At 75.4% G+C, this 18,009-nt stretch carries 21 protein-coding genes; 8 read left to right on the forward strand and 13 right to left on the reverse strand.

The genetic code is table 11. The features are described from left to right. Positions 1–247: 247 nt before the first annotated feature. From PKE99_RS11140 to PKE99_RS11155, 4 genes are read right to left on the reverse strand one after another with little or no spacing between them, the layout of a single operon-like run. Positions 248–1,411: an acyl-CoA dehydrogenase family protein gene (locus PKE99_RS11140; protein WP_037038931.1), complete on the reverse strand. Its 1,164-nt coding sequence runs from the start codon at positions 1,409–1,411 to the stop codon at positions 248–250. Between the two features lies 1 nt (position 1,412). Further along, entirely contained in the window at positions 1,413–2,444 is a 1,032-nt protein-coding gene (locus PKE99_RS11145) for a zinc-binding dehydrogenase (RefSeq protein ID WP_037038932.1), read from the reverse strand. Beyond that, positions 2,444–3,640, reverse strand: coding sequence for an LLM class flavin-dependent oxidoreductase (locus PKE99_RS11150; RefSeq protein WP_037038934.1), 1,197 nt, complete (start codon positions 3,638–3,640; stop codon positions 2,444–2,446). Before PKE99_RS11150 ends, PKE99_RS11145 begins: the two co-directional genes overlap by 1 nt. A 5-nt stretch (positions 3,641–3,645) precedes the next feature. Then, positions 3,646–4,590, reverse strand: a complete 945-nt coding sequence (locus PKE99_RS11155; protein ID WP_037038935.1) for an alpha/beta fold hydrolase — start codon at positions 4,588–4,590, stop codon at positions 3,646–3,648. A 100-nt stretch (positions 4,591–4,690) separates the two neighbouring features. On the opposite strand from PKE99_RS11155, the gene PKE99_RS11160 reads away from it, so the two are divergent. Beyond that, positions 4,691–5,290: a TetR/AcrR family transcriptional regulator gene (locus PKE99_RS11160; RefSeq protein WP_271214871.1), complete on the forward strand. Its 600-nt coding sequence runs from the start codon at positions 4,691–4,693 to the stop codon at positions 5,288–5,290. A 16-nt stretch (positions 5,291–5,306) separates the two neighbouring features. Here PKE99_RS11160 and PKE99_RS11165 read toward each other — a convergent pair whose 3' ends face one another. Further along, positions 5,307–6,155, reverse strand: a complete 849-nt coding sequence (locus tag PKE99_RS11165) for a helix-turn-helix domain-containing protein (protein WP_037038937.1) — start codon at positions 6,153–6,155, stop codon at positions 5,307–5,309. Positions 6,156–6,293: 138 nt separating this feature from the next. On the opposite strand from PKE99_RS11165, the gene PKE99_RS11170 reads away from it, so the two are divergent. The 5 genes from PKE99_RS11170 (at position 6,294) to PKE99_RS11190 (ending at position 10,364) form a co-directional block, all read left to right on the forward strand. Beyond that, entirely contained in the window at positions 6,294–7,181 is an 888-nt protein-coding gene (locus PKE99_RS11170) for an aldo/keto reductase family oxidoreductase (RefSeq protein ID WP_037038938.1), read from the forward strand. A 29-nt stretch (positions 7,182–7,210) separates the two neighbouring features. Beyond that, positions 7,211–7,618: a VOC family protein gene (locus PKE99_RS11175; RefSeq protein WP_037038939.1), complete on the forward strand. Its 408-nt coding sequence runs from the start codon at positions 7,211–7,213 to the stop codon at positions 7,616–7,618. A gap of 115 nt (positions 7,619–7,733) precedes the next feature. Further along, positions 7,734–8,762, forward strand: a complete 1,029-nt coding sequence (locus PKE99_RS11180) for a sensor domain-containing diguanylate cyclase (protein ID WP_081923625.1) — start codon at positions 7,734–7,736, stop codon at positions 8,760–8,762. Between the two features lie 31 nt (positions 8,763–8,793). After that, positions 8,794–9,432 carry a cadmium resistance transporter gene (locus PKE99_RS11185; protein WP_037038942.1) on the forward strand — a complete coding sequence of 213 codons (639 nt, stop codon included), beginning with the start codon at positions 8,794–8,796 and terminating at the stop codon, positions 9,430–9,432. Between the two features lie 77 nt (positions 9,433–9,509). Further along, a complete protein-coding gene (locus tag PKE99_RS11190) occupies positions 9,510–10,364 on the forward strand; it encodes an endonuclease/exonuclease/phosphatase family protein (RefSeq protein ID WP_197040387.1) in 855 nt (284 codons plus the stop codon). Here the strand turns inward: PKE99_RS11190 and PKE99_RS11195 are convergent. From PKE99_RS11195 to PKE99_RS11210, 4 genes are read right to left on the reverse strand one after another with little or no spacing between them, the layout of a single operon-like run. Then, a complete protein-coding gene (locus tag PKE99_RS11195) occupies positions 10,361–10,762 on the reverse strand; it encodes an HNH endonuclease (RefSeq protein ID WP_051736532.1) in 402 nt (133 codons plus the stop codon). The two genes, PKE99_RS11190 and PKE99_RS11195, sit on opposite strands and share 4 nt — an antisense overlap. Positions 10,763–10,803: 41 nt before the next feature. Next, entirely contained in the window at positions 10,804–11,406 is a 603-nt protein-coding gene (locus PKE99_RS11200) for a PASTA domain-containing protein (protein WP_051736533.1), read from the reverse strand. A gap of 39 nt (positions 11,407–11,445) precedes the next feature. Continuing rightward, positions 11,446–12,024, reverse strand: coding sequence for a Fic/DOC family protein (locus PKE99_RS11205; protein ID WP_037038945.1), 579 nt, complete (start codon positions 12,022–12,024; stop codon positions 11,446–11,448). Continuing rightward, positions 12,021–12,227 carry an antitoxin VbhA family protein gene (locus PKE99_RS11210; protein WP_156066933.1) on the reverse strand — a complete coding sequence of 69 codons (207 nt, stop codon included), beginning with the start codon at positions 12,225–12,227 and terminating at the stop codon, positions 12,021–12,023. The genes PKE99_RS11205 and PKE99_RS11210 overlap by 4 nt, the downstream gene beginning before the upstream one ends. Positions 12,228–12,374: 147 nt before the next feature. Here PKE99_RS11210 and PKE99_RS11215 point away from each other — a divergent pair, with 147 nt between their 5' ends. Together PKE99_RS11215 and PKE99_RS11220 are read left to right on the forward strand one after the other, a co-directional pair. Continuing rightward, complete coding sequence (locus PKE99_RS11215; protein WP_156066986.1) at positions 12,375–12,974, forward strand: malonic semialdehyde reductase; 600 nt, start codon at positions 12,375–12,377, stop codon at positions 12,972–12,974. Positions 12,975–13,118: 144 nt separating this feature from the next. Continuing rightward, positions 13,119–13,334 (forward strand): hypothetical protein, encoded by a 216-nt coding sequence (locus PKE99_RS11220; protein ID WP_037038950.1) that lies wholly within the window; start codon positions 13,119–13,121, stop codon positions 13,332–13,334. Here the strand turns inward: PKE99_RS11220 and pepE are convergent. The 4 genes from pepE to PKE99_RS11240 form a co-directional block, all read right to left on the reverse strand. Continuing rightward, positions 13,324–13,998 carry a dipeptidase PepE gene (pepE, locus tag PKE99_RS11225; RefSeq protein ID WP_037038952.1) on the reverse strand — a complete coding sequence of 225 codons (675 nt, stop codon included), beginning with the start codon at positions 13,996–13,998 and terminating at the stop codon, positions 13,324–13,326. The two genes, PKE99_RS11220 and pepE, sit on opposite strands and share 11 nt — an antisense overlap. A 44-nt stretch (positions 13,999–14,042) precedes the next feature. Then, positions 14,043–14,666 (reverse strand): DUF4232 domain-containing protein, encoded by a 624-nt coding sequence (locus PKE99_RS11230; protein WP_037038955.1) that lies wholly within the window; start codon positions 14,664–14,666, stop codon positions 14,043–14,045. Between the two features lie 156 nt (positions 14,667–14,822). After that, positions 14,823–15,998: a heparan-alpha-glucosaminide N-acetyltransferase domain-containing protein gene (locus PKE99_RS11235; RefSeq protein ID WP_063739612.1), complete on the reverse strand. Its 1,176-nt coding sequence runs from the start codon at positions 15,996–15,998 to the stop codon at positions 14,823–14,825. After that, positions 15,995–17,956 carry a serine/threonine-protein kinase gene (locus PKE99_RS11240; protein WP_271214872.1) on the reverse strand — a complete coding sequence of 654 codons (1,962 nt, stop codon included), beginning with the start codon at positions 17,954–17,956 and terminating at the stop codon, positions 15,995–15,997. The genes PKE99_RS11235 and PKE99_RS11240 overlap by 4 nt, the downstream gene beginning before the upstream one ends. Positions 17,957–18,009: the final 53 nt, after the last annotated feature.

Here is an 18,009-nt window from a genome sequence, read left to right on the forward strand (position 1 = left end):
CCGTTCTTCGAGCACCCGACCTGGAGATGAGCTTAAGTGTGAGCCGATCCACTGTCGTTCACTCGACTGTGTACTCGCTCGCCCCGTGCAATGAACTCTTCGCCTGAACGGTCATGTCACGCCACGCCGCACGTGCCCGACTGCAGTCCGCACTTGGTCATCGATCTGAGCCGATAATCGACGTTATGACAGTTCGTCCGTAACGGGCCCTGTCACGGGGTCCCCGAAAACGCAGACTCGCGCCGGTTCAGTCGGACGGCCAGCGCGGCTCCGCCGCCAGGTCGATTCCCAGGGCCGCCTTGCCGATGGTCTCGAGGGCGACGTCGGTGGACGGCGGGTGGAACTGCCCGGCCCGCACGTCCCGGTAGTACCGCTCGAGCGGCAGCCTGCGGAAGATCCCGTGGCCGCCGACCATGCGCACGCAGCGGTCCACGGCGGCGGCCGCGGCGGTGACCGAGGTGTGCTTGAGGGCCTGGATGTCCGCGGGCGCCAGCAGCTCGCCGTCGGCGCGGCGGGTCAGCACGTCGTTGACCATCGCCTCCGCCGGCCGCAGCGCCAGCTCGATCTCGGCCGCGCTGGTCACCTGCGCGGGCTGGCGTGCCATCGGCAGCGAGGCGCCGGTGACGGTCCGGCCGCCGACGTAGTCGTAGGCGAACCGGGCCGCGGCGCGGGCGATCCCGAGGTAGACCGAGGCGACCGAGACGGCGAACCAGGCGAAGATCCGCTCCTGCGCGGCGTCCCACACCGCCGGGCTCGCGGGGTCGGTCCCGCGCTGCACCGCGGTGTCGGGCACGAACACGTCGTCGAACACGACGTCCCAGGAGCCGGTGCCGCGCATGGCCATCGTGTCCCACGTATCGACGAACGACAGCCCGGGCGTGTCCCGCGGGAGCCCGAACAGCAGCAGGCGCCCGGTCTCGGTGTCGGCCGCGGTGCCCCAGAAGAAGTTGAGCACCGGGGCCAGCGAGCAGAACGACTTGCGGCCGGTCACCCGGTAGCCGCCCGGGACCGGGCGGGCCGGAGTCGACGAGGTGCGCACATTGAGCCCGGTGGCGGCGTCGGTGAGGCTGCCGCCGACGACCGTGCCCGCCGTGACCATGCCGAAGATCGGCTCGGCACCGCGTTCGCCGCCGTGCCAGCCCTCGGCCGCGGCGCCGACGCCGAACAGGTGCATGTTCGTGGCGAGCGCGGTGGAGGCGCAGGCCCCGGCGATGATCTTCTGGCAGGCGGCGAACGTCGCCAGGTCCGCCCCTCCCCCGCCGAGCTCGGTCGGCACCACCGAGGAGAGGTAGCCGACCTCCTTCATGCGCTCGACGTTCTCCACCGGGAAGCGGCCCTCCCGGTCGATCTCGGCGGCCCGCGGCGCGAACTCCTCGGCCAGCTGCGCGGCGACGGCGGTCCAGTCGGTCATCTCACGGCTCCACGACGATCTTGCAGTGCTCCTCGGGGTCGCCCAGCGCGTCGAACGCCCAGGACAGGCGGTCGAGCCCCACCCGGGCGGTGACGAGCGGGGCCACGTCGATCTCGCCCTCGGCGATCGACCGCAGGGACGCGGCGAACTCCTCCGGCGTGTAGCCGAGGACGAAGTCGACCGACAGCTCCTTGGAGATGCCGAAGTACGGGTGGACGGTGTCGGCGCCCATGCACACCCCGACCACGACGACTCGGGAGCGGGCCGGGGCGCAGCGCATGATGTCGTCGAGCACGCCCGGGACACCGACCGCCTCGAAGACGACCAGCGGCGTGGCCGCGCCCGCCCGGTCCCACACCGTCTCCTGCCGCGGGTCGACGACCTCGGTGGCGCCCATCGTCGCGGCGAGCGTCCGCCGGGCCGTCGAGAAGTCGGCGGCCACGATCGACTCGACGCCCCGGACGCGCAGGGCGGCGATCACCGCCAGCCCGACGGGCCCGCAACCGACCACGACGGCCCGCTGACCGGCCTCGATGCCGGACCGGACCACCGCGTGCAGCCCAACGGCCATCGGCTCGGTGAGCGCGGCGTGGTGGGCGGGCAGCCCGTTGGGCACCTCCAGCAGCAGCGGCGCGGCGAGCAGCAGCTTCTCGCCGTACCCGCCGTGGATCGTGTTGGAGTAGACGATCGTGTCGATGTCCCCGTTGGCGCGCGGGAGGATTGGGAACGCCGTGACGAGCGTGCCCGCGGGCCGGGCCGTCGTGTCCGGCCCGGCTTCCAGGACTCGGCCTGCGAACTCGTGGCCCATGTAGACGTCCCGGTCCAGGTCGAGCTCGCGGCGGCTCGGGCGGGCCATCCCCTCGATCTGCGTGCCCAGCGCCAGCATCTCCGCGCCGTGCTGGGCGAAGTGCAGGTCCGACCCGCAGATCCCGCAGGCCGCGACCTCGACGAGGACCTCGCCGGGACCGGGGACCGGGTCCGGGACGTCGTCGCGGACGTGGATCTTCCCGGCGTTCAGCACCCCGGCGCGCATCAGGCCCCCCGCTTGGTCGCGCCGGTCTCGGCGGCGTGGGTCTTGATCGCGTTGACCACGGCCTCGCCCGCCCGGCCGAAGATCTCCTCCTTCTTGGCCACGGCCCAGTCGTGGGAGGCCTTGGGCGCGGACAGCCGGCCCTTGAAGTGCGGGATCACGTGCCGCGCGAACAGCCGGTAGGACTCGATCGTCGCGGTGGGCGAAGCCCAGTCGTGGCCGAGCTGGAGGAAGGTGCCGAAGCCGCCGGACTGGTCGAGCAGCTTCTCGATGTAGGCGATCGCGTCGTCCGGGGTGCCGATCATGGCGCGCCCGCTCGCCGCGTACTGCTCCACGAAGTCCCGGTCCGTGATCGAGGCCGGGTCGCCGCCGTCGGACAGCGGGACGAAGCCCGCGCCGCCGCCGCCGAAGTAGTTGGCGAAGTCCCGCAGCCCGTAGGTGCAGTCCTCGATCGCCTGCTCGCGGGTCGGGGCGAGGTGCAGCTGGCCGAGCACGCGCCAGGTCGAGCGGTCCGGCACCGGCTGCCCTGCCGCCGCGGCCTGCTCCTCGACGACGCTCCACGCGTTGCCGATCGCGGCGAAGCCCTCGGCCGCGGCGGACATCGACAGCGACAGCAGGGAGGCGCCGTAGCGCCCGGCCAGCCGCGGCCCGGACGGCGACACCATCGCCGCCACCGCGACCTCCGGGTGCGGGTACTGGTAGGGCCGCACCTGGAGCCGCGCCTCGCGCATGGTGAACCAGTCCGACTCGCGGGTCACCGGGTCCTCGCTGCGGAACAGCGCGAGCACGGCCTCGAGCGCCTCCTCGTGGCGGCGCCGCTGGTCGACGGGGTCGATGCCCATGACGTAGGCGTCCGTCGGCAGGGCGCCGGGCCCGGTACCGAAGATCAGCCGGCCGCGGGTGAGGTGGTCCAGCAGCGCGATCCGGTCCGCCAGCAGCCACGGGTGGTGGTACGGCATCGAGACGACGCCGGTGCCCAGCTTGATGTTCCGGGTGCGCTGCGCGGCGGCGGCGATGAAGATCTCCGGGCTGCCGATCAGCTCGTAGCCGCCGGAGTGGTGCTCGCCGACCCAGGCCTCGTCGAAGCCGAAGCGGTCGAGCGCCTCGATCCGCTCGAGGTCGTACTCCAGGGCCAGCGTCGGGTCCTGGCCGAACGGGTGGAACGGGGCGTAGAACACCCCGAAGTTCAGAGGCTTCACGGGCTTCAACGGATTCCCCCCAGGAAGTCGAGCACTGCGGCGTTGACCTCGGCCGGCTTCTCCTGCTGCACCCAGTGCCCGGCGTCGGGCACGATCACGGTGCCGCGGTGGTCGGAGAGCCACGCGTCCTGCCGGTCGGGCGGGCTCATGGTGAGCACGGGGTCGAGCGCCCCGCCGACGAAGTAGCTCGGGACCTCGACCTTCGAGCCCTCGAGCTGCGGCGTGAGCTCCCAGTTGCGGTCGAAGTTGCGGTACCAGTTCAGGCCGCCGGTGAACCCGGTGCGGGTGAACTCGGCAGCGTAGAAGTCGAGCTCCTCCTGGCTGAGCCAGTCCGGGAGGCGCTCGGGCTCCGGGAACCGCTCGACGAACCCGCGGCCGTCGTCCGCGGAGGTCATCCCGCCGCCCTCGCTGCGGACCCCGCACAGCAGCCTGCGCATCGTCGTGGTCGCGTCCGCGGAGAGCTCCGCGTCCGCCGGGCCGGGCTCCTGGAAGTAGAGGATGTAGAAGAAGTGGCCCTCGAAGGCCTTGCGCCACAACGCCGTCGGCGGCGCGGGTGGGCGGGGCGCGAAGGGCACGCTCATCCCGCAGACGCCGTCGACCCGCTCGGGGTGCAGCAGCGCCGTCTGCCAGACGACCATCGAACCCCAGTCGTGGCCCACGAACGTCGCCTTCTCCACGCCGGCGTCGTCCAGCAGGGCGATCAGGTCGCCGGTCAGGTGCGCGATGTCGTAGTCGGCGATCGCCCCGGGGCGGGAGCTGCGGCCGTAGCCACGCTGGTCGGGGGCGAGCACCCGGTACCCGGCCTCGGCGAGCGCCGGGATCTGGTGCCGCCAGGAGTACGCGAGCTCGGGGAACCCGTGGGACAGGACGACGACGGGGCCGTCCGGCGGGCCGTCCTCCACGACGTGCAGAGCGACGCCGCCGACGTCGACGGAGCGTTCCGTGGCCACGCTGCCACCTCCTGGTAACGGTTGTGACCAGAACCGTAAGGTATGGTCACGCGCGTTGCCAAGACTTGACGAGACGACCAGACCCCCGCGGTGGGCGGGCGTGCCGGCGGCCGATCGCGTGGCCGAACGGCGCTCCCTGCTGCTCGACGCCGGGCTGGAACTGCTGGGCACCCAGGGGCTCGCAGCCACCACGGTCCGCGGCGTGTGCGCGGGGGCGCGCCTGAACGCGCGGTACTTCTACGAGAGCTTCGACGACATCGGCGCCCTGGTCGTCGCCGTGTTCGACCGGGTCGTCGCCGAGCTGCACACGACGGTCGACGCGGCCGTGGCGGCGGGCGGCGACGATCCGGTCGCCCGGGTGCGGGCCACGGTGGCGAGCACCGCCGAGTTCGTCGACTCCGACCGGCGCCGGGCCCGCGTGCTGTACGTCGAGGGCCGCGGCCACGAGCGGCTGCAGCGCCGGCGGCGGGAGTCGTCGTCGGACATCGCCGGGCTGGTCGCCCTGGAGGCGGCCGGGAAGGAGCCGCGCTCCGAGCACCGGATCGTCGCCGCGTTCCTGGTCGGTGGGTTCAGCGAGCTGCTCACGCGCTGGATTGACGGCGAGATCCCCGTCGACCGGGACCAGCTGGTGCACGCGGCGACCGAACTGTTCCTCGCGCTCGGGCGCGCGGCGGGTCGCCTCGCCACGCCGGCCGGCTGAGCCGGGCCCGGGAACGTCAGCCCTGCTCCTCGATGGGAGCGGCCGCGCCGGGCGTCGCGGCCAGCGACCCGAGGAGTGCGAGCGAGCGGGCGGTCTCCGACCCCGGCTCGGCGTGGTGGATCACGAGCAGCTGCCCGCCCGAGTCACCGATCGGCAGCTTCTCGCGGCGCAGCTCCAGCATCCCGACCTGCGGGTGGAGCATCCGCACCGGGCCCCCGGCCAGCGCCGTGACGTCGTGGCGCGCCCACAGCCGGCGGAACGGCTCGCTCGCCAGGGAGAGCTCCCCGACGAGCCGGACGATCCGCGGATCGTCGACGTCCGTCCCGATCGACGCGCGGAAGGCCGCGACCATGCCGCCGATCGCCTGCTCCCAGTCCGGCAGCAGGTCCCGCTCCGCCTCGTCGAGGAAGACCGACCGCAACCGGTTCTCACCCGCGCGGATGTTCGGGGACAACGCGGTCGCGAGCCGGTTGGCGGCGAGGACGTCGAACATCCGGCTCTCGACGAAGGCCGGCAGGTTCAGCGCGTCGAGCAGCTGCCGGATCCCGGTCGGCACGACCTCGCGGCGCGGCCGGGACCGCCGGACCGGCTGCGGGCCGGCGAGGCCCAGCAGGTAGCGCGTGGCGGCCGCGTCGAGCCCGAACACGCGGGCGAGCGCCTCGAGCACCTGCGGCGACGGGTTGCGGTCGCGCCCCTGTTCGAGCCGCAGGTAGTAGTCGGCGCTGATCCCGGCGAGCGTCGCGACCTCCTCGCGGCGCATGCCCGGGGTCCGGCGCACGCCGGCGACCTGCAGCCCCGCGTCGGCGGGGTCGGTGAGCTCGCGGCGTGCCCGCAGGTACTCCCCCAGCGGGGTCGGTCGGGCCACGCGATCACCGTACGCCCGGGTCAGGGACCCGAGCCTGGTCCCGCCACTCCCAGGAACAGCAGGGCGTTCCGCGCGTGGGCGGGCTGCGGCACGGTGGAGATCGCCCGCCGCAACAGGCCGGCGGGCGGGAAGGACGTCATGCCACTGCCCACGCTGCCCGGCGGGACCTACCGCACCGGCGACCTGGATCTGACCCGCGTCGGCTACGGGGCCATGCAGCTCGCGGGCCCCGGGGTCTTCGGGCCGCCGAAGGACCGGGACGAGGCGATCGCGGTGCTGCGCGCCGCCGTCGACCTCGGCATCACCCACATCGACACGGCCGACTACTACGGCCCGCACGTCACCAACGAGCTGATCCGCGAGGCGCTGGCGCCGTACCCGGCGGACCTGCACATCGTCACCAAGGTCGGCGCCCGGCGCGACGAGCAGGGCGGCTGGCCGCACGCCCGCACCCCCGCCGAGCTGCGCGACCAGGTCCACGACAACCTGCGCCGGCTCGGCCTCGACCGGCTCGACGTCGTCAACCTGCGGATGGGCGGGGTCGAGGCACCGGAGCCCGGGTCGATCGCCGAGCAGTTCGAGGCGCTGGCCGAGCTGCAGCAGCAGGGGCTGATCCGGCACCTCGGGCTCAGCACGGTGACGGCCGCGCAGCTGGCCGAGGCACAGGCGATCGCGCCCGTCGTCTGCGTGCAGAACCTCTACAACGTGGCCCGCCGCGCGGACGACGCCCTCGTCGACCTCACCGCGGAGCAGGGCATCGCGTTCGTGCCGTACTTCCCCCTCGGCGGCTTCTCCCCGCTGCAGTCCGGTGCCCTGGACGCCGTGGCCGACCGGCTCGGTGCCACCCCGCTGGCCGTCGCGCTCGCGTGGCTGCTGCAGCGATCGCCGAACATGCTGCTCATCCCCGGGACGTCGGCAGTCGCGCACCTGCGGGAGAACGTCGCGGCCCCCGGGCTCGAGCTGCCGGCCGACGCCCTGGCCGAGCTCGACGCGATCGGGCGGAAGGAATCCGCCGGCGGCCGATGAGTTCCGCGGCGGCCCGCGGTCGTAGGGGCATGAGCAACGACACCAAGGCACGCAGCGGCATCTCCAACATCGGGGTGGTCATGTTCACCGTCGCCGACCAGGACGCCGCGAAGGAGTGGTACACGACCGTCCTCGGCTTCGAGGTCCGCAGCGACAGCCGCTTCGGCCCGAACGACGAGTACCGCTGGCTCGAGGTCGCCCCGCCCGGCTCGGCGGCCCGGCTCGCCCTCAACCCGCCGATGTTCGACCAGCCCGGGGGCGGCTCGATCGGCGTCGAGACGGCCGACGTGGCGGCGGAGCACGCCCGGCTGAGCGCCATCGGCGGGGTCGACCTCGACGCCGCGCCGGACGACAGCACTCCCGGGGCGCCGAAGCTGTTCATGATGCGCGACCCGGACGGCAACAACATCGCCGTCGTCGAGGTGCCGGCCGGCTGAGCCGGGCCGCGGTCACGGGGTCGGCGGTACACGGTCGGGTGTACCGCGGTCCCCGGGTAGCCCGTTGGTGCCATCGGCAGGTGTGGCCCGCCCCGTGTGGGCTACCCTGCCGCCGATGTCCGCTCCAACGGATGGCGTCGTCAGAGCCCTCACCGTTCCGGGACCCCGGGTGGCCCCGGCGGTGGCCGACGCCCTGCTGCCGACCCGCAGCTTCGACGTCGCATGCCGGCGCGTGCTCGAGTACCTGCAGCAGACCGTGCCCCTGGGTGGCTGGGCCGTGACCCGGGTGGTCGACGACCGGCAGATCCTGTTGACCGCCGTGGGCACCGGCTACGACCTCCCGCCCGGCACGAGCCTCCCGTTCACCGAGTCGATGTGCCACACGATGATCGAGGGCACCACGCCGCGCATCGCGCCCGATGTCCGCGAGGTCCCCCAGTACGCCGAGATGGCGGCCGCGGCGCCCATCGACATCAGCGCCTACGTCGGCACCCCGATCGTGAGCGGGGACGGCCGGCTGTTCGGCACGGTCTGCGGCTACGACCCGTCGCCGCAGCCCGCGGCCCTGCGCGACCAGCTGCCGTTGCTCGACCTGCTCTCGGGGCTGCTGTCGGCCGTCCTCGACGCGGACCTGTCCGCCACGGCCGCCTCCCGCGAACTCGAGCGGGCCCGCCGGGAGGCCGAGACGGACGCCCTGACCGGCCTGCTCAACCGCCGGGGCTGGGACCGGTTCGTCGAGCAGGAGGAGGACCGGTTCCGCCGGTTCGGCGACACGGCCGGCGTGGTCGTACTCGACCTGGACAACCTCAAGACCGTCAACGACGTGCAGGGGCACGACGCCGGGGACGAGTACATCCGACGCGCGGCCACCGCGCTCGCGGCGACCGTCCGGCGGGACGACGTGCTGGCCCGGCTGGGCGGCGACGAATTCGGGATCATCGCCGTGGGTGCCGCCCCGGAGGAGGCGGCCGAGCTCGTCGGGCGCGCGGAGAAGGCGCTGGCCGGGGCGGGGGTCTCGGGCTCCTTCGGGCACGCCCCGTACAGCATCGTGACGGGCTTCCCGGGCGCCTGGAAGGCGGCCGACGACGCCATGTACGAGCAGAAGCGCCGCCGGCGGGCCGGGCTCTCGCGCACCCCCTCCTGAACGCACGCGGGCCCCGCGGCAGGCTGGGGGCGTGCAGCTCGGGGTGGTCGGCCAGGCGGCCGGGATTTTCGCGGTGACGAACGTCGACGACCTCCTGCTGCTCGCACTCTGGTTCGGGCGGGCCCCGGACCGCCGCGCCGCGGGAAAGGTCGTTGCCGGGCAGTACCTCGGCTTCGGCGCGATCCTGGCCGCGTCGCTGCTCGGCGCGGTCGGGGCCGGGTTCCTGCCCTCGGGCGTCGTCCCCTACCTCGGACTGCTGCCGATCCTGCTCGGGCTGCGCGCGGCGCGGGGGGCGTGGCGGGCCCGGCGGGACGGCGAGGGCGGCGACGAGGACGACGACGAGGACGACGAGGGCGACGAGCCCGGCGGCGGGACGGGCCTGCTCGCGGTCGCCGCGGTGACGCTGGCCAACGGCGGCGACAACATCGGCGTCTACGTCCCGGTGTTCGCGAGCACGGACAGCGTCGGCCTGGTGATCTACGCCGTGGTGTTCCTGCTGCTCGTGGGCGTGTGGTGCGCCGCGGGCCGCTTCCTCGCGACCCGTCCCTTCGTCGCCCGCGCGATCTCGCGGTGGGGACACGTCCTGCTGCCGGTGGTGCTGATCGCGATCGGTGTGCTCGTCCTGGTCGAGGGCGGGGCGTTCGGGCTGGGCCGAACGGGGCCCGGCTGAACCGGGCCGGGCTGAACCGGGCCGGGCTGAACCGGGCCGGGCTGGGTCCGGCAGGGCGACCGGGCAGCATGGGGCCGGTGAGCCCGACCCGTCCCGCGGCCCGGATCCGGGTCGTCACCCTCAACGCCCTGTCCCCGCAGTACGCCGACGGGCCGCGGCGCCGCGAGGCGATCCGTGCGGAGCTGCGGCGGCTCGACCCGGATGTGGTGGCGCTGCAGGAGGTCGTGTGCGACGAAGTGCCGGATCTCGTTCCCGGCCACCGCCTCGCCCCGCACCCCGCGGTCGCCGACGACGGCAGCACCGCCGTGCTCGCGAGCCGGTGGCCCTTCGCGCGGGTGCACCGGTTGGATCTCGACGTCACCCGGCGCGCCCGGGAGTTCCCGTGGGGCGGCGCGGTGGTCGCCGAGCTCGACGCGCCCGGGCTCGGGCCGCTCGTCGTCGCCCATCACAAACCCTGCTACCAGCTGGACCTCGAACGGGAGCGCGAGCTGCAGGCGGTGGCGACCGCGGAGCTCGTCGAGCGGGTGGTGGCGGAACGGCCGGCCCACGTCGTGCTGCTCGGGGACCTCGACGCGACGCCCGACGCGGCGAGCATCCGGTTCCTCACCGGGCGCCAGTCCCTGGAGGGCGTGAGCGTGAGCTACCACGACGCCTGGGAGACCGCGCACCCCGGCGAGCCCGGGCACACCTTCACGCCGGCGAACCCGCTGGTCGCGGCCGGGGACATGCCGCTGGTCCGGCCGCGACGCATCGACTACGTCCTGGTGCGCGGCACGAGCCACGGCCCCACCCTCCGCGTGGCCGCCTGCGAGCTCGCCTTCACCGGCGGGCCCGGTGGCACCCCGCCGAGCGACCATCTCGGCCTCGTGGCCGACCTCGCGCTGCCCGACCGGCCGCCCGGGACCTTCGGCGCGGGGTTCGCCGGCGACTAGGACGCCCGGCGCTCCTGTTCGGCGCGGGCCAACCGACGCAACTGCGCGGCGAGATACGGCCGGGCCCGCCGCTGCCCGCCACGGGCCGCGATCGCGGCGTCCAGGGCGCGCAGCGCGCCCAGCACCGCCGTGAGGTTCGGCTCCCAGCCACGCCGCTCGCACTCGGCGAACCACTCGGCCGGGCTGCGGTGTCCACGCGCGGCGTTGCAGCGCCGGCACGCCACGACCTCGTTCTCCACCCAGCTCGGGCCGCCCTTGACCTTGGGCACCAGGTGGTCGGTCGTCGGCGCGACGAGGCCGACGCACGGCCGCCCGCACCACACGCACGCGGCGCCGTCCCGGGCCGCGGCGGCGCGCAGCCGTTCGGCGCGGCCGGGCTGCGGGTGTGGGGACGACATCGTGGACCAGTGTCCTCCGGATACCGCCGGAGCGCCTGCGGTCAGGGCACGCTCTCGCCCGTCGCCTCGTCGACGGCGCCGCGGCGGGCCCGCGGGTCCGGGGGCGGCCGCAGCGGCGCGGTCACCCCGGCCGAGCCGGGTCCGCGGCGCAGCCACACCGTCACGGCCGTGTGTGCCGCCACCCGCTCGCCGGCCGCCGGCTTCTGGTCCACGACCCGGAAGTCCGCGGCCTCGGGGCCGAGGAAGGGCGGCAGGTCGGGATCGGCGCTCACGATGTCCAGCCGCTCCTCCTGCAGCCGCAGCCGGGCGGCGGCCCAGGTCATCCCGACGACGTCGGGCACGGTCACGGGGCGGGCGGCGAGGTCCCGGGCGGCCTCCTCGGCGGCGCGCCGCAGCGGGTCGGGGTCCTCCTCGTCGAGCTCCCGCCAGCGCTCCCAGGCGGACTGCCGGGTGATGCCGAGCCGCGTCGCGATCTCGGCCCACGACCGCCGCCCGGCCCGGGCGTCCCGCACCGCCTCCAGCTCCGCCCGGTCGAGCAGGCGGCGCAGGGAGCCGATGTCGGTGAGGGCGTCGAGCGCCCCCTCACGGGTCCGCCTGCCGGCGAGGCGTCCGAGCGCCTCCCGGGCCTCGCGCCACGGGTCCACGGTGTCAGGCTAGCCTGACACGGGCCGTCCGCCAACGGGTCAGTCCCGGCCCACCACCAGCCGGTCGAGCATCCGGCGCAGCGGCTCCAGGTCCCCGGCGTGCGCGGCGACCGACGCCTGGACGTTCTCCCCGCGGTCGAGGGCGGCCCACCGGATCCGGTGGCCGGCGTCGCGGGCGAGCTGGGCGAGGAAGGCGCGCTGAGCGCGCCCGTTGCCCTCCCGGAAGGGGTGCAGCTCGTTGATCCCGGCGAGGAGCCCGGCCAGCCCGGCGACGAAGTCCGCTCGGGCGCGGCCGCGCAGGTGCGAGTCGCGGGCGAGGTCGGCGAAGAGGACGGCCGCGCGGTCCTCGAGCTCCGCGGGCGGGCAGAACAACCGGCCCTTGCCGAGCGCGACGGTGCGCAGCTGCCCGGCCCACGGGTAGACGTCGCCGAAGACGTGCCAGTGGAAGGCCTGCAGGTGGGCCAGGTCGTAGCCGCCGGGCACCGGCCGCAGCTCGAGGCCGGCGAGCCGGGCCGCGCTGAAGTCGGCCTCTGCGGCGGCGAGCGCGACGGGATCGGTCAGGCCGAGCCGGTTGCGGAGGACGCCCGTGCGGAGATCGAGGTAGGGATCCCAGCTCAAGCCGGGCGGTGCGGGCGGTAGTGCGCGGTCAGCCGCGCGACGGCCTGCTCGGGGTCGAGCTCCCCGCGGGCGATGGCCTCGCACAGCGACAGCCCCGTGCTGCTGGGCTCCAGGCCCTCGGCGCGGACGGAGCCGAGCGCCTCGTCGACCGCGTCGCGGCAGCGCACGGCCGCAGGCGGCGCGGGCTCCCGGGTCACGTGCACGCCGAGGAGACTACCGGAGCACGAGGCCCCGGGCCGCTCCCGTCCCGGCTCCTCGTGATCATGCGTGACCGAGACCACCGGCAACATCGGAACACCCCGGAGTGTTGAGCGTTTGACTATCTCGTGACGACAGTGACTGACAGCCCCGTGACCCTCCCCGTCCTCGACGACGCGGGCCGCGCAGCGCTCTTCACCGAGGCCCGGACGGCCAACACGTTCTCCCCGGAGCCCGTCTCCGACGAGACCCTCCGTGCGGTGTGGGAGCTGGCCAAGTGGCCGCCGACCGCCGCCAACACCCAGCCCCTGCGCGTGACCTTCGTACGCGGCGAGGAGGGCAAGCAGCGGCTGCTCCCGCTGCTCGCCGAGGGCAACCGGGCGAAGTCCGAGAAGGCCCCGGTCGTGGCCATCCTGGCCGCGGACCTGGACTTCCACGAGTTCGTGCCGCAGACCTTCCCCGCGCGCGCCGAGATGAAGGACGCCTTCGAGGCCTCCGGCCGCGAGGGCCGCGAGGACATGGCCCGCTTCAACTCGACCCTGCAGATCGGCTACTTCCTGCTCGCCGCCCGCGCCCACGGGCTGGCCACCGGCCCGATGGCCGGCTTCGACCACGATGCCGTGACCGCCGAGTTCTACCCGGGCGGCCGCGAGAAGGTCCTGCTGGTCGTCAACCTGGGCCACCCCGGCCCCGACGCCTGGTTCCCGCGCCTGCCGCGCCTCGAGCACTCCGACGTCGTCCGCTGGGCCTGAGAACCCGCCGCTCCCCCGGCCCCGACGCCCGGTCCGCCCCGCCGCGGACCGGGCGTCGTGCGTCCGCACGCCCTGGGCGAACGGCGCTCGCCCCTGGCGAAAACCGATCGCCCCGCCGCCGCCCGGCGGGTACCAACTCCCGGTATGACCGGCCCCGTCCTGCACCCGATCGTCGCCGAGGGACTCGTCCGGGAACGGCACGCGGACCTGCTCCGCGCCGCCGAGGTCGCGCGGCTGCGCCGCCTCGCGCGCCGGCTCCCGGTCGAACCGTCCCCCCTGCGTCGACGGGTCGGCTGGGCCCTGGTGGAGATCGGGCTGCGGCTCGCGGTCGGCCGGGCCCCGTCCCGGGTCAGGGGCTGAGCGGCCCCGTCCGGCACTCCTGCGGCTCCGCGCCGCGGCGGAACACCCGCGCCGACCCGTGCAGCGTCACCGCCCGGCCGGACACCCGCAGCCACCCGCCCTCGCGGAGCCCGACGACGGGCACGGCGTTCTCCTCGAGGAACTCCCGGATCCGCTCCTCCCGGGTCTCGCCCATGTGGGCCGACCCGGGTACCGGGTCGAGGTAGTGCGGGTTCACCTGGAAGCCGACGAGACCGAGCGCGGCGAACCCGGCGGGCTCGACGATCGGCATGTCGTTGGTGGTGCGGATCGTCGGGCAGGCGAGATTGCTACCGGCGCTCGCGCCGCCGTACCGGGCTCCGCCGGCGACCGCCTCGCGGATCGCGGCGAGACCGTCGAGCCGCTGCAGGGCCCGGAGCAGCCGGAACGTGTTCCCGCCGCCCACCCACACCGCCTCGGCGGTGTGCAGCGCCGAGGCCGGGTCCGGCTCGGTGTGCACGCTGCGCAGCCGCAGCCCGGCCCGGGCGAAGGCGGCGCCGATCGCCTCGGCGTAGCCCGCCTGGTCGGCGAGGGCGTACGGCACGAAGCGCACCTCGCGGCCCTCGTAGAACTCCGCGAGCGGGGCGTGCGCGAGAGTCGGCGCGCCGTGGTTGGTGGAGTTCGACAGCAGCAGGAGTTCGCTCACGCCGATGATCCCAGCACGGCCGCCGCGCGTCCTCCTGCGCCGATCTATCGAGCCGTCATCGTCTGCACGCTCAGCTGGTTCCCCGGCAGCTGCTCCGCCGCACACCCCGTCGTCTCGAACGGCACGAAGGCGGACTGCGTGTTCCCCGGCGGGTAGACCCGCAGACCGCGCACCGGCGTCGGCCGGCAGGTGGCGGCATCGAAGTTCTGCACGTCGACGAGCTGCAGCTGGGCCGCCGCGGAGCCGCCGGGAGCCAGCCGCACCTCGCCGCCCCGCTCCCCGGACATGGCCGCGGCGGGTCCGACCTGGTGCCCGTCGTCGCCGGACACGTACGAGACACCCGGGAACCCGCGCAGCTGACAGGTGCTCCCGCCGGTGTTGGTGAAGATCAGCGGGCGGTAGCTGGAGCCCGCGCCGGCGTCGCCGTCCCCCAGGGTGATCCGCAGCGAGGCGGTGGGGCAGTTGGGCGGGCTGAGCGGGTCGCCGCCGCTCGTGGGCGCCGCAGCGGTGGTGCTCGCGGGCGGTGTGGCCGGCGCGGTCGTCGGTGCACCGCTCCCGGCCGGTGTGCCGCCGTTGACCTCGTCCGTCCCGCCGGAACAGCCGGCCAGCAGGAGCGCGGCGGCGGCCACACCGGCCGCGGCGAGCCGACGGGTGATCGTGATCGACATGTGCTCCCCTTCCCCGACGCCGGGCCCCCGGTCCGGCGGGAGCCGACCGGGAGGGGTCGACTCCTGTCAGGGGGACGGGCGGGACGGCCGAGAGGTTGCGTCGCGGAACGATCTTTCTGCGCCGAAGGGCCCTTCCGGACTCGCCCGGGTGGCCGATCAGCCCGCGGACCGGAGCACGGCCCGGCGGGCGGCACGGGAGGCCGCGGACACCACCGCCTCGGCCGGGCCACGGATCCGCAGCGCGCGGGCGACCAGCCCGATCGCCAGGCACCAGCCGACGTGCCAGAGCAGCGTCGCGAGCCCGGTGTTCCCGAGGATCGCGAGCGAGGCGACGTGCAGGGCGTACAGCGTGAGCGGCACCGCCCCGATCGCCGCGAGCGGCACGACGAGCGTCGAGACCCGCCCCGCGACCAGCAACATCGCGCCCAGCACGGCCAGCGCGCTGCCGGTGGTCCGGGCGAGGTCCAGCGGGGTGCCGGAGTGCGGCACCCCGGCGGCGAGCCACCACCAGGTGTCGACGGGGACGGTGCCGTAGCGCTGCACCCGCAGGGCGTCGGCGCCCGAGGCAGTGGTGATCGCCTCGGCCCCGCCGGCCGCCAGCAGGACCGTCGACACGACCGTCGCCGCGACCGCGAGCGCGGCACCCCCGCCCAGCAGCCACCACGCCGTCCGGGCGCGGCGCAGGTCGAGCCGCCCCACGGCCAGCCCGGCGAGCAGGTACGTCGACCAGGTCAGCACCGGGTAGTAGCCGGTGACCAGCAGAATGCCGAGCGCGCTGCCGGGCTCGCCCAGCGACGACAGCCCGACCTGAGCCCCGGGGCCGGGCGACAGCCCCTCGCGCAGCAACGCGCTCAGGACGGGCGTGATGCCGCACGCGACGACCGCGCCGGCCGCGAGCACCCCGGCCCGCAGCCGCAGCAGCGGGATCGCCAGGACGATGAGCAGGCCGTAGTAGGCGAGGATGACCGCGACCGGTGGCCGGAGCTCCACGAGCACGAGCCCGAGCAGCGCCACCAGCACCGCCCGCACGACCAGGCCCGCCGCCGCGGCGAGATGCAGCCGGCCGAGCGACGGTCCCGGGGGATCCGGCGGCCGCAGACCGAGGTGGCCGCCCGTTCCGAGCGCGATCCCCACCCCGAGGAGCAGCGCGAACAGCGCCGAGGCCCGGCCGGCGGCGACCGCACCGGTGATCGTCTCCCCGGTCGCGGTGTGCAGCGGCAGGACGTGCGTGACCATCATGCCGAGCAGCGCGATCCCGCGCGCCGCGTCGACGCCCGCGATCCGGTCCCGGACCGGGCGGGTGCCCGGCCCGGCGGGCACGGCGGCCGTCACGGCCGGGCGGTGCCCGCCCCCACCGGGCCGGCGACCGGCACGCCCGCCCGGCGCAGCCACTCGTCGAGCGACCGCTGGGTGGTGACGAGGTCCGGCCGGCGGTCCGGGTCGGTGCGCAGGGCCTGCTTGAGCAGCGAGAGGTGCGCGGTGCGCCGGGGCAGGTGGGTGAGCTTGGCCCCGACGGCGGCGGCGCGCAGCCCGGAGATCGCGTCGGCGTGCCCGCCGCGCGGCGGATAACCGGTCAGCGCGAACGACACCGTGGCCGCCAGCTGCCAGATGTCCGAGCGCGTGGTCGCCTTCTGCCCCGCCGCGACCTCGGGCGCGAGGTAGTCCGGGGTGCCCAGCACGAAGCCCGTCATGGTCAGCGTGGAGTCCCCGGTCCGGCGGGCGATGCCGAAGTCGATCAGGTGCGGGTGCCCGGCGGCGTCGACGATCACGTTGCCCGGCTTGAGGTCCCGGTGCAGCACGCCGCGGCGGTGGGCCGCGTCGAGGGCGCCGGCGACGCCGCTCCAGATCCGGGCGGCGGACACGTCGTCGACCGGCCCGCGCTCCTGCACCAGCCGCGAGAGCGGCACGCCCTCGACGTACTCCATCACGATGACCAGGCCCTCGAGCTGGGACAGGCCGGGATCGGACTTGGCGTGCACCAGGTCGTGGATCTGGACGCACTGCGGGTGCCGGACGGCGGCCAGCGCGGCCGCCTCGCGACGGATCCGCTCCTCGGTCTCGCCGTCGGGTGCGTGGGCCGACTTGAGCGCGACGGTGCGCCCGAGCTTGGCGTCGTGGGCCAGCCAGACCCGGCCGAACCCGCCGGCGCCGATGCGCTGCAGCACCCGGAAGCGCGGCGCCCTGCCGTTCAGCGGGGCGGCGCCCACCGGGACGGCACCCATCGGGGCGGGCGGGCCGGGGAACGGTCCGGGGGCCGCGAGGGTGCCGCCCGGGCCGGTGGGGCGCCCGGGAGGCGGACCGAAGCCGCCGGGCCCGCGGCCGGGGATCGGCGGCAGCGCGCCCGGCGCGGCCGCGAGCGGCGCGGGACCGCCGGCGCGGGGCTGCGGAACGGCGGTCGGCGACGGGGCGGCGGGCCGCCGGCTGCTGTCGAAGTCAGCGTACGGCGGGCGGGGTTCCTGCGCGGAGCGGTCGGCCCGGCGCTCCTCCGCGGAGGGGAGCTGCACGATCGGCTGCATCCGCTCCTTGAGGCGGGCGAGCCGCTGCTCGCCGGTCTCGGCCGGCCGCTTCTCGCGGGCCGGGCCCGCGGGCTGCAGCGAGCGCCGGACCGTCTCGCGTGACGGCGGCGGCACGGCGCTGACCAGCAGCATGCCGGCGAAGGCGCCCAGGCAGGCCCCGACCCAGAGGTGCTCGGACGCGCCCGCGGGCACGCCGGCGGTGAGCACGGCCAGCGCCAGGGTGGGGCCCCAGAAGAACCGGGCGGGCCAGGCGGGTCCGCGGCGCAGCGCCAGCCGGGCCTGGATCCCGACGAACACCGCGGTGATCAGGGGCACGATGCCGAGCAGCAGGACGGCGACGCCGAGCCGGACCGGGTCGGACGGGTCGAACGCGTCGCCGACGGTGCCGGACCCCAAGTAGGTGCTCTGCGCCCCGACGAAGCACTCGGTGGAGCGCAGCGAGCGCGCCGCGGCACCGGTCAGGCCGGGTACGTCGGCACCGCGGACGGCGGAGGCGGCGAACACCCGCCCCGCGGCCACGAACACGAGCAGCGGGAGCAGTCCGGCGGTCAGCAGGCCGATCCCGGCCAGGAGCACCCCGCGCCCGCCGCCGTAGGCGGCACCGAAGCGCCGCCGCAGCAGCGCTACGACCAGGGCGCCCGCGGCGGGCAGGAGCCCGACGCCGAGGCCGAGCGCCGACGTCGCCCAGGCCCAGACACCCGGGCAGGCCTGCGGGGCCACGGTCTCGCGCAGCACGGACAGCAGCTGCCCGACCAGCGCGACGAGCGTGTCCACCGGCTCCCCCTCCCCCTGTCGGAGCGCCCGGACGCCGGGCGCGATACGTGACG

This window comes from Pseudonocardia halophobica (assembly GCF_027922425.1).
Taxonomy (GTDB): Bacteria; Actinomycetota; Actinomycetes; order Mycobacteriales; family Pseudonocardiaceae; genus Pseudonocardia; species Pseudonocardia halophobica.